Source organism: Cellulosimicrobium sp. BMG9.23 (assembly GCF_059159985.1).
Window position 1 is genome coordinate 145,536 of sequence record NZ_JBZGBZ010000012.1, and the last position, 26,045, is coordinate 171,580.

At 73.5% G+C, this 26,045-nt stretch carries 24 protein-coding genes; 14 read left to right on the forward strand and 10 right to left on the reverse strand.

Annotated features, from left to right (window positions below):
• Positions 1 to 32 precede the first annotated feature (32 nt).
• The gene (locus AC4H2G_RS20295; RefSeq protein WP_494367570.1) at positions 33 to 932 is read left to right on the forward strand and encodes an HpcH/HpaI aldolase/citrate lyase family protein; all 900 of its coding nucleotides are present in this window, start codon (positions 33 to 35) and stop codon (positions 930 to 932) included.
• A 39-nt stretch (positions 933 to 971) separates the two neighbouring features.
• Here AC4H2G_RS20295 and pntB read toward each other — a convergent pair whose 3' ends face one another.
• Positions 972 to 2,366 (reverse strand): Re/Si-specific NAD(P)(+) transhydrogenase subunit beta, encoded by a 1,395-nt coding sequence (gene pntB / locus AC4H2G_RS20300; protein ID WP_494367543.1) that lies wholly within the window; start codon positions 2,364 to 2,366, stop codon positions 972 to 974.
• On the reverse strand, positions 2,363 to 3,985 hold the full coding sequence (locus AC4H2G_RS20305) for a Re/Si-specific NAD(P)(+) transhydrogenase subunit alpha (protein ID WP_494367544.1): 1,623 nt from the start codon (positions 3,983 to 3,985) through the stop codon (positions 2,363 to 2,365). Before AC4H2G_RS20305 ends, pntB begins: the two co-directional genes overlap by 4 nt.
• A gap of 270 nt (positions 3,986 to 4,255) precedes the next feature.
• Here AC4H2G_RS20305 and AC4H2G_RS20310 point away from each other — a divergent pair, with 270 nt between their 5' ends.
• Positions 4,256 to 4,594 (forward strand): hypothetical protein, encoded by a 339-nt coding sequence (locus tag AC4H2G_RS20310; RefSeq protein WP_494367545.1) that lies wholly within the window; start codon positions 4,256 to 4,258, stop codon positions 4,592 to 4,594.
• 7 nt (positions 4,595 to 4,601) lie between these two features.
• Here AC4H2G_RS20310 and AC4H2G_RS20315 read toward each other — a convergent pair whose 3' ends face one another.
• Positions 4,602 to 7,409: a flippase-like domain-containing protein gene (locus AC4H2G_RS20315; RefSeq protein ID WP_494367546.1), complete on the reverse strand. Its 2,808-nt coding sequence runs from the start codon at positions 7,407 to 7,409 to the stop codon at positions 4,602 to 4,604.
• 228 nt (positions 7,410 to 7,637) lie between these two features.
• Between AC4H2G_RS20315 and AC4H2G_RS20320 the strand changes: the two genes are divergently transcribed.
• From AC4H2G_RS20320 to AC4H2G_RS20330, 3 genes are all read left to right on the forward strand, one after another.
• Positions 7,638 to 8,600, forward strand: a complete 963-nt coding sequence (locus tag AC4H2G_RS20320) for a DUF308 domain-containing protein (protein WP_494367547.1) — start codon at positions 7,638 to 7,640, stop codon at positions 8,598 to 8,600.
• A 34-nt stretch (positions 8,601 to 8,634) separates the two neighbouring features.
• A complete protein-coding gene (gene bla / locus AC4H2G_RS20325; RefSeq protein ID WP_494367548.1) occupies positions 8,635 to 9,651 on the forward strand; it encodes a class A beta-lactamase in 1,017 nt (338 codons plus the stop codon).
• Between the two features lie 201 nt (positions 9,652 to 9,852).
• Positions 9,853 to 10,479, forward strand: a complete 627-nt coding sequence (locus AC4H2G_RS20330) for a DUF6993 domain-containing protein (protein ID WP_494367549.1) — start codon at positions 9,853 to 9,855, stop codon at positions 10,477 to 10,479.
• A 65-nt stretch (positions 10,480 to 10,544) separates the two neighbouring features.
• On the opposite strand, the gene AC4H2G_RS20335 is transcribed toward AC4H2G_RS20330, so the two are convergent.
• From AC4H2G_RS20335 to AC4H2G_RS20345, 3 genes are all read right to left on the reverse strand, one after another.
• Positions 10,545 to 11,393 carry a CPBP family intramembrane glutamic endopeptidase gene (locus AC4H2G_RS20335; RefSeq protein WP_494367550.1) on the reverse strand — a complete coding sequence of 283 codons (849 nt, stop codon included), beginning with the start codon at positions 11,391 to 11,393 and terminating at the stop codon, positions 10,545 to 10,547.
• Positions 11,394 to 11,543: 150 nt separating this feature from the next.
• Positions 11,544 to 11,846, reverse strand: coding sequence for a type II toxin-antitoxin system antitoxin (locus AC4H2G_RS20340; protein ID WP_494367551.1), 303 nt, complete (start codon positions 11,844 to 11,846; stop codon positions 11,544 to 11,546).
• The gene (locus AC4H2G_RS20345) at positions 11,843 to 12,811 is read right to left on the reverse strand and encodes an SPFH domain-containing protein (RefSeq protein ID WP_494367552.1); all 969 of its coding nucleotides are present in this window, start codon (positions 12,809 to 12,811) and stop codon (positions 11,843 to 11,845) included. The genes AC4H2G_RS20340 and AC4H2G_RS20345 overlap by 4 nt, the downstream gene beginning before the upstream one ends.
• Positions 12,812 to 13,064: 253 nt before the next feature.
• Between AC4H2G_RS20345 and AC4H2G_RS20350 the strand changes: the two genes are divergently transcribed.
• Genes AC4H2G_RS20350 through AC4H2G_RS20365 form a run of 4 tightly spaced genes read left to right on the forward strand, consistent with a single transcriptional unit; the run spans position 13,065 to position 15,943 of the window.
• The gene (locus tag AC4H2G_RS20350; RefSeq protein WP_494367553.1) at positions 13,065 to 13,766 is read left to right on the forward strand and encodes a hypothetical protein; all 702 of its coding nucleotides are present in this window, start codon (positions 13,065 to 13,067) and stop codon (positions 13,764 to 13,766) included.
• Positions 13,759 to 14,064: a transcriptional regulator gene (locus AC4H2G_RS20355; RefSeq protein WP_494367554.1), complete on the forward strand. Its 306-nt coding sequence runs from the start codon at positions 13,759 to 13,761 to the stop codon at positions 14,062 to 14,064. Before AC4H2G_RS20350 ends, AC4H2G_RS20355 begins: the two co-directional genes overlap by 8 nt.
• Positions 14,061 to 15,119 (forward strand): ABC transporter ATP-binding protein, encoded by a 1,059-nt coding sequence (locus AC4H2G_RS20360; RefSeq protein ID WP_494367555.1) that lies wholly within the window; start codon positions 14,061 to 14,063, stop codon positions 15,117 to 15,119. The genes AC4H2G_RS20355 and AC4H2G_RS20360 overlap by 4 nt, the downstream gene beginning before the upstream one ends.
• A complete protein-coding gene (locus AC4H2G_RS20365) occupies positions 15,116 to 15,943 on the forward strand; it encodes an ABC transporter permease (protein WP_494367556.1) in 828 nt (275 codons plus the stop codon). The genes AC4H2G_RS20360 and AC4H2G_RS20365 overlap by 4 nt, the downstream gene beginning before the upstream one ends.
• Before the next feature lie 112 nt (positions 15,944 to 16,055).
• On the opposite strand, the gene AC4H2G_RS20370 is transcribed toward AC4H2G_RS20365, so the two are convergent.
• Complete coding sequence (locus AC4H2G_RS20370) at positions 16,056 to 16,916, reverse strand: SDR family oxidoreductase (protein ID WP_494367557.1); 861 nt, start codon at positions 16,914 to 16,916, stop codon at positions 16,056 to 16,058.
• A 116-nt stretch (positions 16,917 to 17,032) separates the two neighbouring features.
• Between AC4H2G_RS20370 and AC4H2G_RS20375 the strand changes: the two genes are divergently transcribed.
• Both AC4H2G_RS20375 and AC4H2G_RS20380 read left to right on the forward strand, forming a co-directional pair.
• Positions 17,033 to 17,944 (forward strand): sigma-70 family RNA polymerase sigma factor, encoded by a 912-nt coding sequence (locus AC4H2G_RS20375; RefSeq protein ID WP_494367558.1) that lies wholly within the window; start codon positions 17,033 to 17,035, stop codon positions 17,942 to 17,944.
• Positions 17,945 to 18,118: 174 nt separating this feature from the next.
• Positions 18,119 to 19,255 (forward strand): GTP pyrophosphokinase, encoded by a 1,137-nt coding sequence (locus AC4H2G_RS20380; RefSeq protein WP_494367559.1) that lies wholly within the window; start codon positions 18,119 to 18,121, stop codon positions 19,253 to 19,255.
• Between the two features lie 8 nt (positions 19,256 to 19,263).
• Here AC4H2G_RS20380 and AC4H2G_RS20385 read toward each other — a convergent pair whose 3' ends face one another.
• From AC4H2G_RS20385 to AC4H2G_RS20395, 3 genes are all read right to left on the reverse strand, one after another.
• Positions 19,264 to 22,008 (reverse strand): heavy metal translocating P-type ATPase, encoded by a 2,745-nt coding sequence (locus AC4H2G_RS20385; protein WP_494367571.1) that lies wholly within the window; start codon positions 22,006 to 22,008, stop codon positions 19,264 to 19,266.
• 499 nt (positions 22,009 to 22,507) lie between these two features.
• A complete protein-coding gene (locus AC4H2G_RS20390) occupies positions 22,508 to 22,870 on the reverse strand; it encodes a heavy-metal-associated domain-containing protein (protein ID WP_494367560.1) in 363 nt (120 codons plus the stop codon).
• A 97-nt stretch (positions 22,871 to 22,967) separates the two neighbouring features.
• On the reverse strand, positions 22,968 to 23,309 hold the full coding sequence (locus tag AC4H2G_RS20395; protein WP_494367561.1) for a metal-sensitive transcriptional regulator: 342 nt from the start codon (positions 23,307 to 23,309) through the stop codon (positions 22,968 to 22,970).
• A gap of 193 nt (positions 23,310 to 23,502) precedes the next feature.
• On the opposite strand from AC4H2G_RS20395, the gene AC4H2G_RS20400 reads away from it, so the two are divergent.
• From AC4H2G_RS20400 to AC4H2G_RS20410, 3 genes are all read left to right on the forward strand, one after another.
• Positions 23,503 to 23,982 (forward strand): hypothetical protein, encoded by a 480-nt coding sequence (locus tag AC4H2G_RS20400; protein ID WP_494367562.1) that lies wholly within the window; start codon positions 23,503 to 23,505, stop codon positions 23,980 to 23,982.
• A 100-nt stretch (positions 23,983 to 24,082) separates the two neighbouring features.
• Complete coding sequence (locus tag AC4H2G_RS20405; protein ID WP_494367563.1) at positions 24,083 to 25,186, forward strand: DUF2330 domain-containing protein; 1,104 nt, start codon at positions 24,083 to 24,085, stop codon at positions 25,184 to 25,186.
• 207 nt (positions 25,187 to 25,393) lie between these two features.
• The gene (locus AC4H2G_RS20410) at positions 25,394 to 25,993 is read left to right on the forward strand and encodes an HdeD family acid-resistance protein (RefSeq protein WP_494367564.1); all 600 of its coding nucleotides are present in this window, start codon (positions 25,394 to 25,396) and stop codon (positions 25,991 to 25,993) included.
• Positions 25,994 to 26,045 lie beyond the last annotated feature (52 nt).

Consider the following 26,045-nt stretch of genomic DNA (forward strand, 5'->3'; position numbering starts at 1 on the left):
CGTCTCGCCGCCGGTGACGAGGAGGGCGCGTGGTGAGCGGCGCCGTCGGGCACGGGACCGACGCGACACCCCCGCCCGAGGCGCGGGAACCGTTCGCCCTGGGGCCCGCGCTGCTGTTCTGCCCCGGGGACCGGCCCGACCGGTTCGCCAAGGCGGCGGACCGCGCGGACGCCGTGATCCTCGACCTCGAGGACGCCGTGGCGCCCGCCGCGAAGGACACCGCGCGCCGGGCCGTCGTCGAGGCGTCCACCACCCTCGACCCCGCGCGCACGATCGTGCGGGTCAACGCCGTCGGGACGCGCGAGCACGCGCTCGACGTCGCGGCGCTCGCGGACACACGGCTGCGCACGGTCATGGTCGCGAAGGCCGGGCCGGAGCTCCTCGCGTCGCTGCCCGTTCTCGCGAGCACGCTCCCCGGCGTCCGCGTCGTGGCGCTGTGCGAGACCGCGGCGGGGGTCCTCGCGGCGCCCGAGCTGGCGCGCCGGGACGACGTCGTCGCGCTCATGTGGGGTGCGGAGGACCTCGTCGCGTCGCTCGGGGGCACGTCGAGCCGGCGCGCGGACGGCTCCTACCGGGACGTCGCGCGGCATGCCCGCGCGTCGGTGCTCCTCGCGGCGGGCGCGGCGGGAAAGGGGGCGATCGACGCCGTGCACGTCGACATCGCGGACCTGGACGGGCTGCGCGCCGAGGCCGAGGACGCCGCGGCGAGCGGCTTCGCCGCGACGGCGTGCATCCACCCGAGCCACGTCCCGGTGATCCGCGCCGCGTACGCTCCGACGGCCGAGCAGGTCGAGTCCGCCCGGGCCCTGCTCGACGCCGCCGCTGCAAATCCCGGCGGGCCGGACACCGTCTTCACGTTCGAGGGCCGCATGGTCGACGGTCCTGTGCTCCGCCACGCGGAAACCGTGCTGCGTCGCGCTCTCCCTCGATGAGCGCTGAGCGCTCTGTCGCCCGCGTGAGCGACCCTGGGTTCACCCCACCCGCAGGTGGGCGACGATGCCCTCGACCCGGTCCTTCGCGTCGCCGAACAGCATGGACGTGTTCTCGCGGAAGAACAGCGGGTTCTGCACGCCCGCGTAGCCGGTGGCCATCGACCGCTTGAACACGACGACGTCGCGCGCTTCCCACACGTGCAGCACGGGCATGCCGGCGATGGGTGAGCCGGGGTCGTCGAGCGCGGCGGGGTTCACGGTGTCGTTGGCGCCGATGACGAGCACGACGTCGGTGTCGGGGAAGCGGTCGTTGACCTCGTCCATCTCGAACACGACGTCGTACGGGACGCGAGCCTCGGCGAGCAGCACGTTCATGTGGCCCGGCAGACGTCCGGCGACCGGGTGCACGCCGAACCGCACGTCGACGCCGCGCGACCGCAGCAGCTCGACGAGCTCCGCGACGGGGTACTGCGCCTTCGCGACGGCCATGCCGTAGCCCGGCGTGATGACGACGGTGCGCGCGTCCCTGAGGAGGCGTGCGACGTCGTCGGCGTGGGTCTCGCGGTGCTCGCCCTGCTCGCCTGCGGACGCCGAGACGGTGCCCTCCTCCGTGCCGAACCCGCCGAGGATCACGGAGACGAACGACCGGTTCATGGCGCGGCACATGATGTACGACAGGATCGCGCCGGAGGACCCGACGAGCGCGCCGGTGACGATGAGCAGGTCGTTGCTCAGCATGAAGCCGGCCGCCGCGGCGGCCCAGCCGGAGTACGAGTTGAGCATCGAGACGACGACGGGCATGTCGCCGCCGCCGATCGACGCGACGAGGTGCCAGCCGAGCGCGAGCGCGACGACGGTCATGAGCAGCAGCGGCCAGACCGACGGCGCCCCGACGAACCACACCAGGAGACCGACGCTCGCGACGAGCGCCGCGAGGTTGAGGAGGTTCCGTCCGGGGAGCTGCAGCGGCGCGGACCGGGCCCGCCCCGAGAGCTTGAGGTACGCGACGACGGACCCCGTGAACGTCACGGAGCCGACGAGGACGCCGAGGTACACCTCGACGAGGTGCGCCGGGTCGTGTCCCTCCGAGAGGTAGGAGTTGTACCCCACGAGCACGGCCGCGAGGCCGACGAAGCTGTGGAGGATCGCGATGAGCTCGGGCATCTGCGTCATCTCGACGCGTCGCGCCCGCCACGTCCCGACGACCGCGCCGACGAGGAGCACGCACGCGATGAGCAGCCCCGTGACGAGGGCCGGGCGCCGGCTCGTGTCGAGCGCGAGCACGATCGTCGCGCCGAGCGCGAGCGCCATGCCGACGGCGCCCGCGACGTTGCCGCGCCGCGCGGTCTCCTGCCGGGACAGGCCCGCGAGGCTGAGGACGAACAGCAGCGCCGCGAGGACGTAGACGGCCTGCGCGACGGACGTGGGCGTCATCGGACCGCCCCCGCGCTGGCGCTCGTGCCGGCTGCCGGACCCGCCGGTGCATCCCGTCGGAACATGCGGATCATGCGGTTCGCCACGAGGAAGCCACCGAAGATGTTGATGCTCGCGACGGCCGCGGCGACGCACGCGAGGGTCGTGACGAGCCAGTCGTCCGAGCCGATCTGCAGGAGCGCGCCGACGAGGATGATCCCGGAGATGGCGTTCGTCTGGGCCATGAGCGGCGTGTGCAGCGAGTGCGTCACGTGCGAGATGACGTAGTACCCGACGACGACGGCGAGCAGGAAGACCGTCATGTGCCCGACGAGCGACGGCGGCGCGAACGATAGCGCGAGCGTCACGAGCACCGCGGCGAGCGCGGCCCCGACGAGGCGCCGGCGACCGCGCAGCGCGCGCTGCTGCTCCGCCTGTGCCGCCGCGGCGGCCGCCCGTTCGGCGACCACGGCCGGGTCCTCGGGCGGTACCGCCTCTCCGGGCGGCGGCGCCGCGCTCACCGCCACTGGCGGCGGCGGCCACAGGATCTCACCGTCCCGCGCGACGGTCATCCCGCGCTGCACCGGGTCGTCGAGGTCGAGGACGGTCACGCCGTCCTTCCCGGGCGTGAGCAGCTCGAGCAGGTGCACCACGTTCGTCCCGAGGAGCTGCGACGTGTGCTGCGGGAGCCGTCCGGGCAGGTCCGTCCACCCGAGGACGACGACGCCGCCGTCGGTCACGACGCGCCGGCCCGGGACGGTGACCTCGCAGTTCCCGCCGCCCGACGCGGCGAGGTCGACGACGACGCTCCCGGGGCGCATGCCCGCGACCGCCGCCGCGGTGAGGGTGCGCGGAGCGACGCCCCGCACGAGCGCCGTCGTGATGACGACGTCCGCGTCGGCCGCCTCGCGCGCGTAGACCTCGAGCGCATGCTGTTCCTGCTCGGGCGTGAGCGGACGCGCGTACCCGTCGGCGTTCATGTGCTGCTGCGCCTCGGGCGCGCGCACGGCGACGCCCCCGAGCGACTCGATCTGCTCCGCCGCCTCGGTGCGCACGTCGAACGCGCGCACCTGTGCGCCGAGGCTCGACGCCGTGCCGACGGCCGCGAGCCCGGCGACGCCGCCGCCGATGACGAACACCTTCGCGGGCGGCGTCTTCCCGGCGGCGGTGACCTGCCCGGCGAACATCCCGCCGTACTCCTGGGCCGCCTCCACGACGGCGCGGTAGCCCGCGACGTTGGACAGCGTGCTCAGCACGTCGAGCGCCTGGGCGCGCGAGATGCGCGGGACGGCGTCGAGCGCGAGGGCCGTGACGCCGGCGGCGGCGAGGTGCTCGACAAACGCGGGCCGGCTGCCCGGGTAAAGCATCGCGACGAGCGTCGCCCCCGGGCGCAGTGACGCGACCTGGTCGTCGGTCGGTGCGTTCACCGCGACGACGACGTCGGCGCCCCACGCCGTCGTGCCGTCGACGACCGACGCTCCCGCCTCCGCGTACGCGGCGTCGGCGAACGTGGCCCGCGCCCCGGCGTCGTGCTCGACGACGACCTCGTACCCGAGCGCGCGTAGGCGCTCCACCGTCCTCGGGGTCGCGGCGACGAGCCGCTCCCCGTCCCTCACCTCGCGGGGGACACCGATCCTCACGTGCGGGCTCCTCGCCTCGTCGAAACATCGCCGAACATCGCCGAACATCGCCGAACACCGAACATCGCCGAGCATCACCGAGCCCGTCGGCCTCGCTGTCGACGGGTGCGCCGTGAGCCTACCGAGTCGGCGTGCGGAGCCGACCGGGTCCGACGTCCCGGACCTGGCGCGGACCGCCCGGACGGGGAGCTCTCCCCATCGTGGAAGGTGGCGGCATGTCGCCCCCGTCCGCCATGCTCGGGCCCGACATCAACCGATCTTGGGGGATCCATGCACCGCAGCACGTCCGTCCGTCCCGTCCGCGCGCTCCTGCTCGCGCCCGCCACCGTGCTCTGCGCCGGTGTCCTCAGCGCCTGCTCGTTCAGCGCCAACCTCACGGTGCCCGCGTCCACGATCGCGGCGGACGCCGAGCGCGCGCTGGCCGAGATCGGGGAGTCGGACGTCGACTGCGGCGACGAGAGCATCGACCTCGTGGACGGCGAGATCGTCGAGTGCGAGCTCACGGACCCCGTGACCGGCACGCTCTTCGACCTGACGGTCACGCTGTCCGAGGTCGACGGCACGGACTACCACGTGGACGTCCAGGTCGCCGACGAGCCCAAGGCCTGACCGCGGGCTACAGATCGCCCTTCTTCTGGAGGTAGCGCATCGCGGCCCAGCCGAACGGGATGCGCCCCCAGTACGTCGCGACGCGGAACAGCACGGTGGCCGACGTCGCGAGCGCGACGGGAACCCCCGCGGCGGTGAGGCCGGCGGTGAGCGCGAGCTCGATCGTGCCGAGGCCGCCGGGGGTGGGCACGGCCGCCCCTGCCGCGTTGCCGACGAGGTAGATGACGGCGACGTCGACGAGCGAGAGCTCCTGGCCGAACGCGGCGAGCGCGGCGTCGAACGCGAGCACGTACCCGAGCGTCATGACGACGTTGCCGCCGAACCCGAGCGCGAGCCGGCCCGGCTGGCCGAGCAGCTCCGACAGGCGCGGCCACACCTGCTGGAGCGTGGGCCGGATCTTGGCGAGCACCCAGTTGCGGACGGCCGGGACCAGCAGCGTCGCGAGGACCGCGAGGGCGACGCCGCCGATCGCGAGCAGGACGGTCGTCGACGGGAGCTGCACGAGGCCGCCGTCGCCCGTGAAGATCGACAGGACGACGAGCAGCAGGATCGTCACGACGAACTGCGACACCTGGACCAGGCCCACCGTCGCGACGGCGACCGGCGTCGAGATCCCGCGCTTCTGCAGCATGCGGAGGTTGAGCGCCGCCGGTCCGATGCCGGCGGGCGCCGCCAGGGCCACGAAGGAACCGGCAGCCTGCGTGAGCGTGGCCCGGATCATCGGCAGGTGGACGGGGGAGAACGCGACGAAGGTCAGGGCCGCGCCGACCCACGTGAGGACGCCGAGCGCGAACGAGACGACCGCCCACCACGGGTTGGCCTGCGAGACCGCCTCCGTGATCTCGGCGAAGTTGATGCTCGTGACGATGACGGTCACCGCGACGACGGCGAGCGCGAGGGTGATGACCGTGCGGGCGCCGAACCGGGTGATGCGCTGCGGCTCCACGTCCGCCTCGGGCAGCCGCTCGACGAGCGCGGCGCGCAGCTCCTTGAGCAGCTCCTTGTCCTGTCGCATCTCCTCGCGCGTGCTCGGGGGCAGCGCGATCGACTGCAGCAGGGGCCCGATCGCGGCGATGTCGTCGTCGGGCAGCACGCTCACCGCGGACTCGACGGCCCGGCGCGCGCCGACGCGCAGCGCGAGCAGCGCGACCATCTGCGCGAGGTCCATGCGCCGCGCGAGCTGCGACGACGCGATGTCGCCCTGGTCCCACCCCGTGAGCCAGACCTGCGGGGCGCCGGTGGCAGGCTCCCGCGAGACGAGCACCACGTCGGACGTGAGCGCCCGGTGCGCGATGCCCGCGGAGTGCGCGAGCGTGAGCTGGCGCCACGCCTCGTTGAGCACGGAGTCGCTGAGGCGGTCGGCGGGCAGGTCGCGCAGGGACACGGCGCCCTCGGCGTGCTCCTGCACGAGCACCATCGAGTCCGCCGCCTCGGCGACGCCCAGGAGGCGCGGCGTCCGGATGCCGGCCGCGCGGGCGGCGTAGGTGAGGAGCGCGGTCCGCTCGGCCGCGGCGCGCAGCGAGATCGCGGTACGGCCCTCGAGGCCGCGCAGCCGAAGCGAGCGCCAGAACCGGGTGAGGAAGCCGACGACCTGCCGGTCGCCGTCGAGCACGACGACGTCGCGGCGGCCGCCGTCCTCGCCGAGCATCGCGTAGACGCGGTTGTCGCCCGCGCGCGTGAGCGCGATCGCGGCCGGGTCGGACGGCGCCGCCTCGCCCGCCCGGGCCGGGTCCCCGGCCTCGTCCGGACGCCCGCCCGCGGTCTCCTCGCCGGGCGCCGTGCCGCCGAGGTGGTGCCGCGCGAGGGCGGCGTCGGCGGTGAGGACCGTCCCGGCGTCGTGCCCCGCACCCGGCGCGCGCAGGACGCCGACGTGGACCTCGGAGGTGATGTGGCCCTCGGCGTCGACCTCGGTGATCGGGTCGTCGGCCGCCTCGGCGAGCTCGTCGTCGTCGGTGACGTCCCGCACGCGCACGAGCGCGGCGGGGGAGAAACCGGCGCGGCGCACGCCGGCGACGAGCTCCGGGCCGTACGCGCGCTCGCTGCGCACGCCGGACACGTACCGGACGGCGAGACCGGCGACGCGCCCGAGCAGGAGCGCGATGAGGATGCCGGGCAGCGAGACCTGGCCCGTGACGAGCACGACGCCGATGGCGACGAAGATGAGGTTCCACGACCACGCGACGGTCCGGCGCCTCGTGCGGGTCCCTGCCGCGGTGAGCAGACCGCCGAGCGCGGCGACGTAGCCGGGGATCGTGAGCCGCCACTCGCCCTGCGTGAAGATCGACAGCCCGCGCACGAGCTCGTCGGTACCCCACGCCGTCACGGCGAGCGTCACGAGGATGCCGAGCAGGAGCCCGAGCGCGGCGGCCACGATCGACTCCACGACCTGCCGCCCGAGCCGGCGGACCCCGAGCTCGATGAGGACGGCCGTCGGGACGAACAGCGTGACGAGCCCCTCGAGCACGGCCACGGGGACGAACAGCACGCGGGCGAGGATGTCGGAGAAGTTCTGCACGTCCTCCGCGACGCCCTCGGTCGTGCCGTGCGCGAAGACCGACATGAGCATGACGAGCGCCACGCCGACCGCGCACAGGACGAGGTTGACGAGGTCGCTCGGGTGCCGGACGCGCTGCTCCGCGGTGTCGACGACGCGGACCGTGCCCTCGTCCACCGGCGCGGGACGCGCGAGGAGGGCCTCGAACGCGCCGGTCTGCGGCCGGAGATCTGGCCGCGGGCTCTCGGCGAGGCTGCCGACCTCCACGACGGACCCGGTGGCCGGGCGGCCCTCAGGCGTCTCGTGGGAAGTCACGGGCATGGCTGCGAGTCTAGGGCGGGGCGCCGCCGCGGGCGCGGTATTTGGCCGATTCCTCCGGGCGATTCGACCCTTTCATCCGGGCGGCGACCGGTACGCGGCAGGCCTGGACGCGCGAGTGTGAGCAAGCCCTCCCTAGCATGGAGGGGATCCTGCCGTCCGTCGCCGCGATCGGGCGGGCCCCGGGCGGCGATCGGCGGCGCATCGGGCGGCTCGGAGCGGGAGGTCGGCATGGCACACGACAGGTCGGCACGCGAGACGGCGGGCGACGACCCGGCGCACGCCGGTGGGGTGGCCGCCGGCGGAGTCCCCGCCGCGGAGGCGGCCGTGCAGGAGCGCAACCCGTTCCGCAGGGTGTGGTGGCTGCCCGTGGTGCGCGGGATCCTGCTCGTCGTCCTGGGCCTGCTCCTCATGATCGAGCCGCTCGAGCAGCTCGAGACGCTGCGTCTCGTCCTCGGCGCGTTCCTCGTGGCCGACGGCGTGCTGGTCGCCGTCCAGGGGTTCGTGCACCGGCAGCAGGTCGGGTCGGCGTGGTGGCTCGCGCAGGCGGGGGTCAACGTCGTGTTCGGCGTGGTCGTGGCGTTCTGGCCGGACCTCACGCCGACGGCGCTCTACTACGTCCTCGCCGTGTGGGTGCTCGTGCTCGGCATCACGACGATCGCCGGTGCCGCGGCCCTGGCCCGCAACCGCGACCTCGGGTGGGCGTGGATGCTCGCGTTCGGGATCGTGTCGGTGCTGTTCGGGATCCTGCTCGTCACGCGTCCGCTGGACGCGTTCGACGTGCTGCGCCTCGTGACGGTCGTCTTTGCGCTGTACGCGTTCGTCGCCGGGTCGATCCACGTCGTGTCCGGGTTCGCCGTGCGTGCCGTGGCGCGCGAGCTCGCGGACCTGCGCTCCCAGGCGGTCGCCGCGGGCGTCGTCGTGACGGGCGGGTCCGTGCTCGGCGCGGCCGCCGCACGGCCCGACGTCGCGCCTCCCGCCGCGGGTCCGGCGCCCTCGTCGAGCACCGAGCCGACCACCGAGCCGACCGCGGGTCCGGCACCCTCGTCGAGCGTCGAGCCGACCGCCGGGCAGTCCGCCGAGCCGTCCAGTGAGCCGAGTGCCGAGCCGACCAGCGACCCGGCGGTCCCGACGGTCCCCGGGGGTGAGGGGCGGACACCGGAGGCGGACACCGGTACGCAGGGCACGCGGTGAGGGGTTGGCCGGGAACGTCTGACATGCTCGCCCCGTGCTCCGAGCTGCGGTGACGTCCGTCGACCCCCGCCCGACGCCGTCCGGCCGCGTCGCGGCGCTCGCCGCCGCGGTCGGGGTGCTGCTGCTCGCGGCATGCGGCGCGGCACCGGCCGGGCCGGACGCCGCGCCGTCGGCCACCTCCCCGAGCGCGTCGCCGTCGGACTCGGCGACGACCGAGCCCGAGCCGAGCCCGGAGCCGGTGGACCTCGGCACGGTGGTCGCGGCCGACCTGGCGGCGCTCGAGAGCACCTACGACGCGCGGGTCGGCGTCTACGCGGTCGACACCGCGACGGGCGACCTGGTCGGGTACCGGGCCGAAGAGCGCTTCGCGTACGCCTCGACGATCAAGGCGCTCGCCGCGGGGTTCGTGCTGCGGGGCGAGTCGGTCGAGGTCCTCGACGAGCCCGTGCCGGTCACGCCCGAGGACGTGTCGGGCGCGGGGTGGTCGCCCGTCACCGAGTCGCTCGTGGGCGCGGACGCGACGGTGCGCGAGCTGGGCGCGGCCGCCGTCTCAGAGAGCGACAACGGCGCGTTCAACGCGCTCCTGCGCCGGCTCGGCGGACCGGAGGCGCTCCAGGCCGCGCTCGTCGACCTCGGGGACGCGACGACGCTCGTGGACGCCTGGGAGCCCGAGCTCAACCGGTTCACGCCCGGCGAGCCCGCACGGACGAGCACGCCGCGCGCGCTCGCGGACGGCCTCGCGGCCTTCGCGCTCGGGGACGAGCTGGAGCCGGGCGTCCGGGAGGAGTACGTCGGCTGGCTCACGGGCAGCACGACGGGGGACGGCACGGTCCGGGCCGGCGCGCCCGACGGCTGGGTGGTCGGGAGCAAGACCGGCAACGCCGGCCGCTACGGGTCGCGGAACGACGTCGCGGTCCTCTGGCCGCCCGACGGCGCGCCGATCGTCCTCGCCGTGCTCACCGACCGCGCCGCGCCGGACGCCGAGCCGGACGACGCGCTGCTCGCCGACGTCGCGCGGACCGTGCTCGGGGCCTACGCCGACCGGGGCTGACGGGTCCCGGAGCTGACGGATCGCGGTACGCCCGGGGGGCGGGGCAGTCGTCGCGCGCGACCGGTCTGCGGCCTCGACGCCCGTGACCGGCCTGCGGCTTCGAAGCTCTGCCGCCGGCCTGCGGTCGCTGCCGTGTGGAGATCTCGGTGAGGTCCTGCGGCGTGGCGCGCGGTCCGGGCCGCCGCGCGCGAGACTCGCCGCGTGACGACACCACAGGGCGGCGGGACCGATCGTTCCGAGCGGATCGGGCGCGCTGTCACCGGGGTGGTCGTGGGGGTGGTCGGGCTCGGGCTGGTGGTCCTCGTCGTCGCCGTCGTCGGGTACCAGGTGCTCGTCAGCGGCTGGGCCGAGCAGTACGACACCTCGACAGAGGCCGGCACGTCCGCGCCGGCGTCGACCCCCACGGCGACCCCGACGGCGGCTCCGGCGTCGACCCCGACGGCGTCAGGTTCCCCGTCGGCCGATCGTCCGGGCGTCTCCGCGGAAGGGCTCGACCTCTCGAACGAGGCGTACCGCGAGCGCGTCGGGTCGTCCGGCCACGAGCAGGCGGCGCTCTCGCTGCCGGACGTGCAGGCTGCGCTCGAGCCGCTCGTCTCCGGGGACGCGGTCGACCAGGACGACGTGGTCTCGGCGCTGGTCGCGGCGGGCTTCGAGCACGTCCAGGTGCACGACGGGTCTGCGCTCGCGTCCGAGGCCTCGACGCACGTCGGGGTCGGGGTCGGCGTGCCGGGCGGCTGCGTCTACGGTGCGGTCGGCCCCGACGGCGTCACGCTCGAGGCGGGCGGGCCGATCGCGGACGGCGGCTGCCTGGAGATGCCCGGCCACTGACCCGCGTCGAGAGCTCTGCCGGGTCGCCGACGTAGAGCGCCGGTCGCCGACGTAGAGCCCTGGCCTTACGCCAGTCCGAGCGACTGCTTCCACTCGAGAGGCAGCAGCGCGTACCCGACGAACGCGACGACGTCGAGCAGCGTGTGCGCGATCACGAGCGGCATGACCCGGTGCCGTCCCCACCGGCTCGTGTAGAACCACGAGAACACGACGCCCATGACGACGTTCCCCACGAACGGCCCGATGCCCTGGTACAGGTGGTACGAGCCGCGCAGGAGCGAGCTCGCGACGACGAACTTCACGCGTCCCCACCCGAGGTCGCGCGTCCGCTCGTACAGGTAGCCGACGGCGATGACCTCCTCGAGCAGCCCGTTCTGCAGCGCCGCGAGGACCAGGACGGGGACGGTCCACCACGCCGCGTTGAGCGCCGCGGCCTGGACCTCGACGGTGATGCCCATGGCCCGTCCGGCGAGGTAGAACGCGAGTCCCGGGATGCCGATGGCGGCGGCGAGCGCGAACCCCCAGCCGACGTCGCGCAGGGGGCGGGCGCCGTCGAGCCCGATCGCGCGGACCGCGGACCGGCCGCGCGCGCTGAGCAGGTAGAGCGCGAGCGCGACGGGCAGGACCGCGAAGAAGATCCCGACGAGCTGGTACGTGAGGTCGAGGTACGGCCGCGCCGACTGGCTGACGTTGAGGCTCGTCGACTGGTCGCGCAGCGGGGTGTCCGCGGTGAGCCGCGCGACGATGTTGATGACCGCGTAGACGGCGGACCTGCCGAGGCTCAGGCCGAGGACGATCCAGATCTCGGCGCCGATGCGGCGGCGCGTCGCGCGGTCCGGGCGCGCCGGAGCGACGGTCGTCGGGACGGCGGTCGCCGTCGCGACCGGCACCGCGGTCGGATCAGGGGTGGGCACCGTCCGGTTATAGCACCGTCGCCCGGGTGCGGCCTCGACGTCCGCTGGACGCCGGGTGTCCGTCGAGCACGGGTCTGCCCACCGCCGAGCACGCGACTGGCCACCGGATCGGGCGGGATCCGGTGGCTGATCCCGTGCTCGGCGACGACGTCAGGTGTCGCGGGGCGGGCGACCGGGGCGGCGGACCGGACGGACGTCGCGGGGGAGCCGGTCGGCGTCGGCCAGCGCCTGGCGCAGGAGCATCTCGATCTGCGCGTTGACGCTGCGCAGATCGTCGGCCGCCCAGCGGGCGAGCGCGTCGTGCACGGCCGGGTCGAGCCGCAGCAGCACGGACTTGCGGGAGGGCTTGCGCGGCCGGTCCGCCGTGGCGTCGTCGGGCACGCCGCTGCCCGACGACGGACCCTCGCCGTCGCCGGGCGCGTCCGGCCGCCGCTCGGGCGGAGCGGGCGTCACCGGTACAGCGACCCCGTGTTGACGACCGGGGTCACGCGGCTGTCGCCGCACAGCACGACGAGCAGGTTGGACACCATCGTGGCGCGACGCTCGTCGTCGAGCGTGACGATGTCGTCGGCCTCGAGGCGGGAGAGCGCGTCCTCGACCATCGAGACCGCGCCCTCCACGATGCGCGAGCGGGCGGCGATGATCGCGCCGGCCTGCTGGCGCTGCAGCATGGCCTGGGCGATCTCGGGCGCGTAGGCGAGGTTGGAGATGCGCGCCTCGATGACCTCGACGCCCGCGACGACGACGCGCTCCGCGACCTCCGCGGCGATCTCCGCCGAGACGAGCTCGGTGGCGCCGCGCAGCGACTCCTCGCCGGCGTCGGCGTCGTCGTAGGGGTGCGACATCGCGACGTGGCGCAGCGCGGACTCGGACTGGACCACGACGAAGTCGTCGTAGTCCTCGACGGCGAAGCTCGCCTTGGCGGTGTCCGCGACCTGCCACACGACGATCGCCGCGATGTTGATCGGGTTGCCGTCGGCGTCGTTGACCTTGAGCTCGCTCGTCTCGAAGTTCCGTACGCGCACGGAGACGCGGCGGCGCGTGCTGAACGGGACGGTCGCGACGAGGCCCGTGCGGCGCACCGTGCCGAGGTACCGGCCGAAGAACTGGACGACGAGCGTCTCGCCGGGGTTGACCACGGCGACGCCCGTCGGGAGGAAGATCCCGACGAGGAAGAGGACGATGCCGACGGTGATGAGGACGCCGGGGCTGCCGAGCTCGGCGGCCGCCGCGACGACGAGGCCGACGCCGCCGAGGACGAGCAGGGCGCTGAGTGCGATGAGGCCGGCCGCGGCGCCCGCCCCGAGCGACCAGGCGGAACGCTCGGTGACGTCGACCCGGGTCCCGGCGTGGCCCACCGGGCGGCCCACGGGCTCGCCGCCCACGGAGTCCTGCGGGGGTGCTGCGCTCTCGGTCACGGTGTCCGCCTCTCTCGCGGCCGGCGGGCCGCTCGTGGATGTATAGCAAAGTGATATCACATTTTGTCGACGTCGGGCCAGTCGACGACCGTCCACGCAGCACGCCAGGTCGCCGAGCACGACGTGACAGTCGTTCTGCGGCCGTCGGCGACCTCCATGTCGTGTTCGACGCCTGAGGGGGTTGTCATCCGGTCGCGTGTGTGGAACGCTACAAACAGGTTTGCAGCACAAACTACTCTGCGAGGACAGCGACATGGCAAGCGAGCACGACGAACCGAGCAGTGAGGCGGCGTCCGCGCTCGACCCCGCGGCGATGCTGCGGATGATCCAGGAGCAGCAGGACCGTGCGCGCGCCGCGACCGAGCCCGACGGCCGCCTCCTGTTCCTCGCGTGGGGCCTCGCGTGGGTCGTCGGCTACCTCTGCCTCTACCTGAGCGCGGACACCGACGGCCAGGCCGCGCCGTGGGCGTTCTTCGTCTTCTCGGGCGCGATCATCTCGGCCGTCGCGTTCACGATCGTCCACTCGGTGACGCGCACGGCCGGGACCCGCGGCGTCAGCGCGCGCACCGGCGCGATGTACGGCTGGTCGTGGATGCTCGGGTTCCTCGCGTTCGGGCTCGTCCTCGGCGGCCTCGGACGCGCCGGGGCCTCCGAGGAGGTCATGGCGCTCGCGAGCAACGCGTTCGCGTGCGTCGTCGTGGGCCTGCTGTATCTCGGGGGTGCGGCGGCGTTCCAGGACGTGCGGTTCTTCACCCTCGGCGTGTGGATCCTGCTCGTCGCCGCGGTCGCGACCTTCGCGGGGCTCCCGCTCACCTATCTCGTCATGGCTGCGCTCGGTGGCGGGGGCTTCCTCGTCATGGCCGGGATCGAGCACGGGCTGCGCGCCCGACGGCGCAGCATCGCCGCCCGCTGCGTCGGCACCTCGGCCGGGACGGGGGAGGCGGTCGATGCCTGACACCGAGCTCGACGCGGTCATCCACGCCCCCGCCCGCCTGCGCGTCGTCGCGACGCTCGCCGCGCTCGGCGCCGGGGACGAGCTGTCCTTCCCCAAGCTGCAGAAGCTGCTCGACATGACGGCCGGGAACCTGTCCACCCACCTGCGCAAGCTCGAGGACGCGGGCTACGTCCGCGTCACCAAGACCCACGAGGGCCGCACGCCGGCCACCTACCTCGCTCTCACGCGGCGCGGACGCGACGCGTTCGAGGACTACACCACCGCCCTGAACACCCTCCTGAGAGGAGCCGGAGCATGAGCACCCCACGCACCGGGCCCGGCGCACCGCCCGGGACCCGACCAGCCGAGACCGGTGGGGCGCCGTCGGGCGCGGCCACCGCACGACCCGCCCCCGCGTCGTCGGGCACGGAGGACCAGCGACCCGTCGTGGTCGCCGACCACGTGACGCGCCGCTTCGGGCAGGTCGTCGCGCTCGACGACGTGTCGCTCACCGTGGGCGCCGGCGAGCTCGTCGGGCTGCTCGGGCCCAACGGCGCCGGGAAGTCCACGCTGCTGTCCCTGATCAGCGGGCAGCGCAAGCCCGACACGGGCACCGTCCGTCTGTTCGACGGCGACCCGCGCAACGCCCGCAACCGCGTCTCGCTCGGCATCACGCCGCAGGAGACGGGACTGCCCGCGACGCTCAAGGTCCGGGAGGTCGTGGACTTCGTGGGCGGGCACTACCCCGACCCCGTCCCGACGGCCGAGCTGCTCGACCAGTTCGGCCTCACCGACCTCGCGGGCCGTCAGACGGGCGCGATGTCCGGCGGGCAGAAGCGTCGCCTCGCGGTCGCGCTGTCGCTCGTGGGCCGGCCGCGCGTCGTCCTGCTCGACGAGCCGACGACCGGGCTCGACGTCGGCGCGCGCCAGGCGCTGTGGGACGCGATCCGCGCGTACCACGCCGACGGCGGGACCGTCCTGCTCACGAGCCACTACCTCGAGGAGGTGCAGGCGCTCGCGGAGCGCGTCGTCGTGATCGACGAGGGCGTGGTCCGGGCCGACGACTCGCTCGACGCGATCCTCCGACGCGTGTCGCTGCGCCGCGTCGTCGTGGGCTCCGCGACCGACCTCGCGGGGTGGCCCGGCGTGGTCCGGGCCGAGCGTGCGGGCGACGGCCGGCAGGAGCTGTACACGCCCGACGCCGACGCGCTCGTCCGCGAGCTCGTCACCTCGGGCGTGGACTTCCACGACCTCGAGATCCGGGGCGCGAGCCTCGAGGAGGCGTTCGAGCAGATGGTCGCGCGAGACGTGTCAGCGCCAGGCCGTCCGGCGGTGCGAGCAGCGGCTGACAACTCGGTGGAGGGATCACGATGAGCACGACGGCGAGCACGACCCGCCCGGGCGAGGGCCCGGCGTCGGGCACGACGAGCGGCCGCGCGGCCCTGCCCGGACCGCTGCGGCTGACCTGGCTGCACCTGCGTTACCAGTTCCTCGAGACGGTCCGCGTGCCGATCGCGGTGCTCGGCAACCTGCTGTTCCCGGCGCTCGCGATGTTCTTCTTCGTCGTGCCGCAGAGTGCCGTCGCGCAGGACCCTGTCGCGGCGACCACGGCCGTCGCGTCGCTGGGGCTGTTCGCGATCTGCTCGGCGAGCCTGTTCACCTACGGGCTCGGCGTCGCGGAGGACCGCCAGCTCCCGTTCGACCCGTTCGTGCGGTCGTTGCCCGCCGGTCCCGCCCCGCGCATGATCGCCCGCATCCTCAACGGTGGGATCTTCTCGCTGTTCGGGGTCGTGCCGCTGATCCTCATCGCGTGGCTGTTCACCGACGCGAGCGTGACGATGTCGCAGCTCCTTGCCGGGGTCGGGACGGTGCTGCTGGTCTCCGTGCCCTTCGTGCTGCTCGGCATGGCGATCGGGTACTCGCTGTCCGCGAAGGCGGCGCTGCCCGTCGTCCAGGTGATCCTCTTCCCGCTCGCGTTCGCCGGCGGCCTGTTCCTCCCGCCGTTCCTCTTCCCCGACTGGCTCGACGCGATCTCGATGGCCACGCCCACGCGCGCCGGCCGCGACCTGCTGGTCCAGGCGCTCACGGGCGAGCCGGCGTACGGGCTCGCGTGGCCCGTGCTCATCGGGTGGACGGTGCTGTTCGCGGCGCTCGCGGTCGGGGCCTACCGCCGCGACGAGGGCCGCCGCTTCCGCTGACCCGCCTTGCGCCGAGCGCCGCCCGGTTCGCCGCCGAACACGGGATCAGCCACCGGAATCGTCCAGATCCGGTCGCTGATCCCGTGTTCGGCGGTCGCCCAGCACGTGGTCGTCAGCGGCGCGCGTGCTGTCCGGTGCGAGCCGTCGTCGGATCCGGCGAGGACGGGAAGCGGTCCGCGAGGAACTCCTCCCAGGTCCCGTGCCCGACGGCGCGGTCGGGCGCCAGGTTGGCACCCCTCCGGTAGGCGGCACCCGCGGCGCCGGGGACGGGGACCTGGACGACGAGTCGGCGGCGTCCCGTCGCGCGGAGGTGGTCGCGGACCAGGTCGATCATCGGGTAGGTGGTCGGGCCGCCGAGGTCGGGGACCCGGCCGGCGGGCGCGCCCAGGGCGAGCTCGACGAGCCGGTCCGCGACGTCGTCGGCGGCGACGGGCTGGAAGCGCACGCCCCGGAAGACGGGTACGACGGGCATCTTCGCGAGCGGCTCGGCGAGCGCGAGCACGAAGTCGTGGAACTGCGTCGCGCGCAGCGTCGTCCACGGGAGGCCGGAGCTCTCGATCACCCGCTCGGCGCCGAGCTTGGCCGCGAAGTACCCGAACATCGCGCGGTCGACCCGGCTCACGATCGGCACGCGGTCCGACCCGACGACGGAGACGAACACGACGTGCGGGCGCGTGCCCGCCCGGTGGGCCGCCTCGACGAGGGTGCGGGCCTTGTCCTCGTCGCCGGTCGTCGACCCGGCGCAGTGCACGATCGTCGCCACGCCGGCCACCGCGGCGTCGACCCCCTCGCCCGTCGAGAGGTCGGCGGCGACGTGCTCGACCATCGGGTCGACGGACGCGTCGCCGTCGGGGGCGACGCTCGGGACCTGTCGGCTGAGCACGCGCACCGGGTACCCGGCGTCGCGCAGACGGGCGACGACACGACGTCCGAGCGTCCCGGTACCGCCGGTCACCAGCAGGGGAGCGGTCATGATGGTCTCCTTCTCGTCATCGTCGGCAGGGCGGGGGGACGGATCCCCGGGACCCTCCCGGTCAGGTCCGCGGTTTTTCGCGGGTCTACCGGACTGACCCCGACGACGAGAGGAACGTGACCGTGCACGACGTGACCTGGCTCACAGAACGCTTCGAGGAGGAGCGCCCGCGCCTGCGCGGGGTCGCGTACCGCATGCTCGGGTCGGCCAGCGAGGCCGACGACGCCGTGCAGGAGGCGTGGCTGCGCCTGCACCGCAGCGGGGCCGACGACGTCGAGAACCTGCAGGGCTGGCTGACGACGGTCGTGGGGCGCGTGTGCCTGAACATGCTGCGCGCGCGGGACCGGCGGCGCGAGGCGCCGCTCGACGACGCGCCCGAGGCCTCGCCGCGCGGTGGCGGCGACCCGTTGCTCGCCCCGACGGACGCCGTCGACCCGGAGCGGGAGGCCGTGCTCGCCGACTCGGTCGGGCTCGCGCTCCTCGTCGTCCTCGACACCCTGGCCCCGGCGGAGCGCCTCGCCTTCGTCCTGCACGACATGTTCGACCTGCCGTTCGAGGAGATCGCGCCCGTGGTCGGCCGGACCACGGAGGCGACGCGCCAGCTCGCGAGTCGGGCACGTCGCCGCGTCCGGGGCAGCGGGCCGCCCGCCGACGCGGGTGTCGGCCGACGTCGGCGCGTCGTCGAGGCGTACCTGGCGGCCACGCGCTCCGGCGACTTCGAGGGTCTGGTCGCGCTGCTCGCACCCGAGGTCGTGCTCCGGGCCGACGCCGGCGCGCTGCCGTCCGGCCGGCCCGTCCAGGTCCGCGGTGCGCACCCCGTCGCGCTCGGAGCGCTCGCCTCGGCGGAGCGCGCGCGCCTCACCGCGGTGGCCCTCGTCGACGGCGAGCCCGGCCTCGTCATGCTGCACGAGGGCCGCCTCGCCGTCGCGCTGCGCCTCACGGTCGTCAACGGGCTCGTCACGGAGATCGACGTCGTCGGCGACCCCGACCGCCTCGCCCGGATCGACGTCGCGCTCCTCGCCGCCTGAACCTGACCTTGGTGAGCACGTACGCGCAACGCGCGGTCCTACCGACAATGCAGCCTGGTGCAGAGGGCCACGAGCCATGCCGGTCAGCGCCAGACTTGTACTTCACCTCCTCATGTACTGGTTGACCGCACGCCTCCTGTGTAATGTCCATGGGACACCCGAGGGAGCATCTCAATGGCGAGTAGTAACAACGGCGATCCCGAATTCGACTTCGAAACCCACGGTATGCATGCAGAGAATGCATACCGAAGAGTCTTCGAGAGATACGCAGAATTCTCGGCCACCATCAGGTCGATACTTGCAAAGGCGATCGAATCTCACGGTGTCAAGGCTCATTCCATCGAAGCGCGGCCAAAATCTGTGGAATCTTTTGTCGCTAAAGCTGTGCGTCCTCGCGAGGATGACGCCGGTGCTCCGAAGTACTCCGATCCGATGTCCGAGGTAAAGGATCTTTCGGGGTGTCGGGTCATCACTTTCTTCCTTAAGGATGTCGAGGAGGTTGACGAGATAATTCGAGAGCAGTTTGAGGTGCTCGAGAGGGCAAACAGATCATCCTTCGCAAGGCCGGGCGGTGGTCACCTTGGTTATGAGAGCATGCACTACATCGTCAAACTCGATGCCCCGCGTCGCCAGTTGCCCGAATACTCGGACTACTCATCTCTCGAAGCGGAGATACAAGTTCGCACGATTCTCCAGCACGCGTGGGCAGAGATTGAGCACGACGTTCAATACAAATCAGTCGGGCTGTTACCAGAAGAGATTCGGCGTCGATTTATGGCCCTTGCGGGCATGATCGAAATCGGCGACCGCGAGTTTCAAGCGATGGCCAATGCTCACGAACGCCTTCAGGTTGAGGCGCGCGAGTCAATCGACTCAGGTGAATTCGAGGGCGTCGAAGTGACGCCAGACTCGTTGCGGGCATATCTGGATAGAAAGTTTGGATCGGACGGGCGGATCAGCGTTTGGAGTTACAGTTGGACGGCAAAACTGCTGAAGGAACTTGGGTTTAACACGATCGAGCAGGTCGACGAGTGTATCGAGCCCTATGATCCGAATAAGATCAGCCGTGCTATACATGGCCGACTGCAAGGGCAGTTGACAAGATTGGAAGACGCGGTCCTCGCGGGAATGGGAATGCGCTTTGCTGAACTGCACCCCTGGTCGCATCCTGACCCCGAGATCGGTGATGGCCAATGGTTCATCGATCGCTGCAGGAAATACATCGAAAAGCTTGAGACTAAGAAGTTCAAGATCGGTACGTACCTTCCGCGTTCTGCCAGCTCGGCGCATAAAGGGATGAGCATCAAGTAGCTGCAGATTTAACTCGCGCCCGCGCGACGCAGACGCAGCGAGTTCCCGACGACGAGCACCGAGCTCGCCGCCATCGCCGCCCCCGCGATCATCGGGTTGAGCAGCCCCGCCGCGGCGAGCGGGATCGCCGCGACGTTGTACGCGAACGCCCAGAACAGGTTCTGCTGGATGATCCGCAGGGTCCGGCGCGAGAGCCGGATCGCCGTCGCGGCGCTGCGCAGGTCGCCGCGCACGAGCGTGAGGTCGCTCGCCTCGATCGCGACGTCCGTCCCTGTGCCCATCGCAAGCCCGAGGTCCGCGGTGGCGAGCGCGGCGGCGTCGTTCACGCCGTCGCCGACCATCGCCACGACGCGGCCCTCGCGCTGGAGGCGTGCGACGACGTCGACCTTCTGGTCCGGGAGGACGCGCGCGATGACGTCGGTCTCCGCGATCCCGACGGCGCGCGCCGCCTCGCGGGCCGCGCCCTCGCCGTCGCCGGTGAGGAGGTAGGGCCGCAGTCCCAGCTCCTGGAGCTCGCGCACCGCCTCGGCGGACGTGGGCTTCACCGGGTCGCGCAGCACGAGCACCGCACGGGCCACGCCGCCCCACGCCACGACGACGGCGCTCGCCCCCGTGCGCTCGGCGTCGGCGAAGGCGTCGTCGAGCGTGGGCGACGTCGTGACGCCCTGGCCCGCGAGCCACGCCGGCTGGCCGACGAGCACGCGCCGCGCGTTGAGCCCCTCCGCCGCGCCGGAGTCGAGCGAGAGGCCCGAGTGGGCCATCCGCACGACCGCCTCGACGCCACCGCCCGCCGTGCTGCGGAAGTCGAACGCCTGCAGGGAACCGATGCGGACGCCGTCGGCCCCGATCGGGGCGTCGGAGCTGTCAGCATCCGGCCGCCCCACGGCCCGGCCGAGCGCTGACACGTCGCGGGCGGCAGCGGCGATCGCGCGGGCGATCGGGTGCTCGCTGAGCGCCTCGACCGCGCCCGCGTGGCGCAGGGCGTCGAGCGCCTCCGCGTCGGACGACCTGTCAGCGCCTGGACGCGCCATGGACCGGCCGTCTGCTGACACGTCTCGCAGCGTCAGCGTGCCCGACGGCGCGACCACGGCTTCCAGCGCCATCGCACCCTGGGTGACGGTGCCGGTCTTGTCGAGCACGACCGTGTCCACGCGCCGCGTCGACTCGAGGATCTCCGGACCCTTGATGAGCACGCCGAGCTGCGCGCCGCGACCCGTCCCGACGAGCAGGGCCGTCGGCGTCGCGAGCCCCAGCGCGCACGGGCACGCGATGATGAGCACCGCCACGGCGGCGGTGAACGCGAACTGCGTCCCGGCGCCGGCGAGCAGCCAGCCGACGAGCGTCGCGACCGCGAGCACCAGCACGATCGGCACGAACACCGCCGAGATGCGGTCCGCGAGGCGCTGCACCGGGGCCTTGCCCGTCTGCGCCTGCGACACGAGCCGCCCGATCTGCGCGAGCGTCGTCTCCTCCCCCACACGCGTCGCGCGCACGAGCAGGCTGCCCGACGAGTTCACCGTCGCGCCCGTCACGTCGTCCCCCGGGGCCACGTCGACCGGCACCGGCTCGCCCGTGAGGAGCGACGTGTCGACGGCGCTCGACCCCTCGAGCACGACGCCGTCCGTCGCGACCTTGTCGCCCGGCCGCACCACGAACACGTCCCCGACCCCGAGCGCGGCGACCGGGACCCGCTCGGTCACGCGCGCGCCGTCGGGCCCGGTCCGCGGCGTGCCGTCTGCGGCGAGCAGGACGCGTTCGGCGTCCTTCGCGCCCAGCTCGAGCAACGACCGCAGCGCGTCGCCCGCGCGGCGCCGCGACCGGTGCTCGGCGTAGCGCCCCGCGAGGAGGAACGTCGTGACGACCGCCGCGACCTCGAAATACAGCTCCGGCGTGCCCATCTCGTCGCGCGACGGGATGAGCGACGGTTGCATGCGCATCCCGATCTCGCCCGCACCGCCCAGCAGCAACGCCCACAGCGACCACAGCGTCGCCGCGACCACGCCCAGCGACACGAGCGTGTCCATCGTCGACGCCCCGTGGCGCGCCGCGCGGGACGCCGCCCGGTGGAACGGCCACGCCGCCCACGTGACGACCGGGAGCGCGAGCACCGCGACGACCCACTGCCACGCCGGGAACTGCAAGGCGGGGATCATCGACAGGGCCAGGACCGGGACGGTGAGGAGCGACGCGACCCGCAGGCGGCGCAGGAGATCCGTGCCGCGGTCGCGCGTCGGGGCGGAGGTGTCGGGTGTCGGTGTCGGTGTCGGTGTCGGTGTCGGTGTCGGGTCGGCGCGGACGGGGGCGGCGTCGGGGCTCGGGCTACCCTCCGCGCCGCTCGTTCCTCGCGTCGCTCCCGCCAGGCCCACCACGCCCTTCGCCTCCGACGCCGCCCCCGTCCCCGCCTCTGCGGCCGTCTCGCCACGGGCGGTTGCACGGGCCGTCGTGCCCGACGGCGGAGGCGCGGCTGCGGCGGTCGGCTCGCCCGGGTCCGTCGCCGAGGTAGTACCGCGGTCGGGTGAGGTGGCACCGTGGTCTGGCGAAGTAGTTCCGCGGTCGGGCGGTGTGAGAGCGCGGCGGGTCGTGATGCGGGCGGTGTAGCCCGCCTTCTCGACCGCCGCGACGAGGTCGGCGTCGGGGACGTCGGCGGCGAGGACGACGTGGGCGTTCTCGAGCGGGAGGTTGACCGTGGCCGTGACGCCGTCGACGCGGTTGAGGCGCTTCTCGACACGCGCGACGCACGACGCGCACGTCATGCCCTCGATCGCGAGGTCGACCTCGGCGAGGGGTGCGGGCGGGACGGCGGACGCTCCGGCCGTCGCGGCCGTCGCGGCCGTCGCGGTCGTCGCGGCCGTCGCGGTCGTCGCGGCCGTCGCGGTCGTCGCGGCCGTCGCGGTCGTCGCGGCCGTCGCGGCCGTCGCGGCCGTCGCGTGTGGTGCGGCCGGTGCACCCAGGGACTGTGGGGACTGCGGGGACATGAGGGTGACTCCTCGACAGGATCGTGGCGGTGTCACCGGCGGTGTCCGGAGTGGCGGACGTCGCGGCGGGCGCTGCCCCCGGTGGGGTGGCGGCGCGGCGCGGAGGGCCTGGGTCGCGCGGACGCGACGTGTCGGCAGGCGGTCCGCGGTGGGTGCTGCGGGCTCCCGACGGCGGGGCGCGCGGTCGTGCGCGAGGTGCGCCCCGCCGTCGGGCACCGGGCGGGCTGTCAGCGCGTGACCGGTGCGGGGGCCGGTGAGCTGCTGACACCCCGGCCGGTCAGGCGGAGGGGTCGCGCAGGTCGGCGGTCCGGGTGGCGAAAGACGTCGCGGCGGCGTCGGACGTGGTCGCGTCGTCGTGCGCGGCCTGCTTGCCGGGCGCCTGCTCGGCGTACTGGGCGGCGAGGGCGTCCTGCTGGACGTCCACGGACTCGACGGCGTAGCCCGCCTCGTCCACGGCGTCGCGCAGCGCCTTCTCGTCGAGGGGCTCGTCGGAGAAGACGCTGACCTCGCTCGTGCCCCCGTCGTGCAGCTCGACGCTGACGTTCTCGACGCCGGAGACCTTCTCGACCTCCTCCGTGACGCTCGCGACGCAGTGGCCGCAGGTCATGCCGGTGACGCCCAGGGTGGTGACGGTGCTCATGGTGCTCCTCGGTGATCGTGCGGTGCGGATGGCTGGTGCTGGTGCTGGTGCTGGTGCTGGTGGTGCGGGTGCGCTGTGCGTGGCGGGAGTGCCGACCTCAGCTGCGGACGAGGCGGGCGATCGCGTCGGCGGCTTCCTTGACCTTCGCGGCGCCGTCCTCCTCGGACTGCCGTGCGGCGTCGACGACGCAGTGCCCGAGGTGGTCCTCGACGAGCCCGATGCTCACGGCCTGCAGAGCCTTGGTCACGGCCGAGACCTGCGTGAGGATGTCGATGCAGTAGACGTCCTCGTCGATCATGCGGGCGATCCCGCGCACCTGCCCCTCGATGCGGCGCATGCGCCGGAGGTACGCCTCCTTGTCGGACGCGTAGCCGTGCGGGCCGTCGTGGCTCACGTGCTCGTCGTGCTGGACGTCGTGGTCCGTCGCGGTGTCGGTCATGGTCTCTCCTCGTCGCCGGGCTCATCCCATCATACCCCCTGAGGGTATCTGCGCAACGGCCGACGGAGACCGGGCGTCATGACAACTGTCATCCCGAGCCCGTGACGGGCGCACCCGGGCCGGTGACGGGGCGCACTGCCGGGCGGCCTGTTCCCGCGGGACGGTGGTGGGACCACGACACGAGAGGCTCGACATGACCGACATCGTCACCGCCCTGCAGGACTTCACGCTCGCGCTGCCGCCCCTGCTCCGCTGGGTCGGCGTGCTCGTCGCCGGCATGGTCCCCTTCGTCGAGGCGGAGGGCGCCGCCGTCCTGGGCGTCGTGGCCGGCGTCAGCCCGCTCGTCGCGATCCCGGTCGCGGTGCTCGGCAACGCCATCGCCCTCGCCGTCGTCGTATGGGTGATCGGCACGGCGCGCTCCGGTCTGACCCGGGGCCGGCAGGTCGAGACGAACCCCAAGCGGCAGCGGATGCGCCGCGTCTTCGACCGGTACGGCGTCCCGGGCGTCAGCCTGCTTGGGCCCCTCCTGCTGCCCAGCCACGTCACCGCCGCGGCGATGGTCGGGTTCGGCGCGCCGCGCGGGCGGGTCTTCGTGTGGGGCGTCGTCGCCGTCGCGCTCTGGGCGGTGGTGCTCGGCACGCTCGTCTACCTCGGTGTGCAGGCGGCCGCCTGACCGTCGCGCATCGACCGGCCGGATCCCCGGCCGGTCACGGCCGGATCACGATCCGTCGCTCCGCCGGGCGCGCTCCCGCGGCGCGGCCTAGCCTCCCAGCATGGGGACGCGATCCGCGACGACGCGGCGGGGGGCACGTGCGGCGCTCGCCTCGGTCGCGCTCGCCGCGGGGCTCGTCGCGACGGCGCCGCCCGCGTCCGCGTGCGCGTGCGGCGGTCTCGTCGACACCCCCGCGTACGACACGGCGGTGAGCTCCGAGTCCGCCGTCCTCCAGTGGGACGGGACCACCGAGACCCTTCTCCTCGAGCTCGAGACGCTGTCCCAGGCGCCGGAGGTCGGCCTCATCCTGCCGACGCCGTCCCCCGCCGAGGTGGCGCTCGCCGACCCGGCGGTGTTCCGCGAGCTCGACACGATCACCGCGCCCCGACCGGTCGTCTCCGCCCACCGCTGGTGGCCCGAGCTCGGGTTCGGGTCGCCCGCCGACGGGGCGGGCGCGGCGTCCGGCGTCGACGTGTTCGACGAGGTGCGCCTCGGACCGCTCGACGTCACGACGCTCGCGGCCACCGACGGCGCGGCGCTCGACGCCTGGCTCAGCGAGCGCGGGTTCCAGCTCACGCCGTCGATCCGCGGCGCGATCGCCCCGTACGTCGCCGAGGGCTGGACGTTCGTCGCCGCACGCCTCGCCCCCGAGGCGGCGGCCACGTTCGACGGCACGCTGCAGCCGCTCCGCGTCTCGTTCCCGAGCGACGCGCTCGTGTACCCGATGCGGATGTCGGCCGCCGCCCAGGACACGCAGCGCACCCGCACCTACGTCCTCGGGGACGGGCGCGTGGACCGTGCCGACGCGACGGCCGACCTCGCCGCACCGCAGGTCCGCTTCGCCGGGCGCGTCGACCCGGCGTCGGTGGAGAGCGACGAGCTTGCCGCGCTCCTCGCCGCTGGTGGCTACGTGACGGCGCACGAGCAGACGTTCACCGAGCCGTCCGCGCAGATCGTCTCCGACTTCGCGTTCGTCCCGGCGGCGTCCGACGTCGCCTACTCGCCGACGTACGCCGTCGTCGCGGACAAGCGGATCGGTCCCTTCTTCGCCGGTCCCGTGCTCGCGTTCGGTGGTGTCCTCGCCCTGTCCGTCCTCGTCGTCTGGGCGGCCCGACGCCGGCACGCGCCCACCCGCGGCGTCGCACCCCGACCCGTGCGGGCCTGACGTCGGGCGCGCCGGTGCGCCGGTGCGCGCCTGAGGTGGGTGCGCCGGTGCCCGGTCACCGGTGCGGCGACGGTGCGCCTCTGACCGGTCCGAGGGCTGTGGGCGAAACGCGCGGTTCGGCGCGACACGGGCGAATCCCGGGTGTTTCATGAGGTCGAGGCGGGACGCGAACCTTCCCGCGCTGCCACCCCACGTGAGAGGTGCATCATGACGACGCAGGACCCCATCCTCACCGCGTTCTCCTCGACGGCCAAGCAGGTCTGGTACTGGCCCGTGCTGCGCGGCGTGCTCGCGATCATCTTCGGCATCGTCGCCATCGCGTGGCCTGAGATCACCGCCGCCGCGATCATCTGGGTGATCGGCATCTTCGCGATCGTCGACGGCATCGTCGAGATCGTCGAGGGCATCCGCCGTCGCGGGACCGGCAACGGCACCGCGTTCCTCGTGACGATGGGCGTCCTGAGCCTGGCGGTCGGCATCGTGCTGCTGGTCTGGCCGGGGAAGACCGCCGAGGTCCTCGTGTGGATCATCGGGTTCTGGGCCGTGGTCTACGGGCTCTTCCAGCTCGTCGCGAGCCTCGACCTGCGCAAGGTGGCCGGCAGCGGCTGGGTGTGGGGCGTCGTCGCCGGTCTCCTCGGCATCGTCTTCGGCCTCCTGGTGCTCTTCAACGTGACCGCCGGGCTCGTCTCGATCGTGTGGATCCTCGCGATCTTCGCGATCCTCTGGGGCGTGATGCTCATCGCGTTCGGGTTCCAGATCCGCTCGCTCGGCAAGCAGGCGGGCACCGCCGCCCAGCGCGGCTACTGACGCTCGCGCCGTCGGGCACGCCCTGGCGCGCTGCCGAACACGGGGTTGGCCC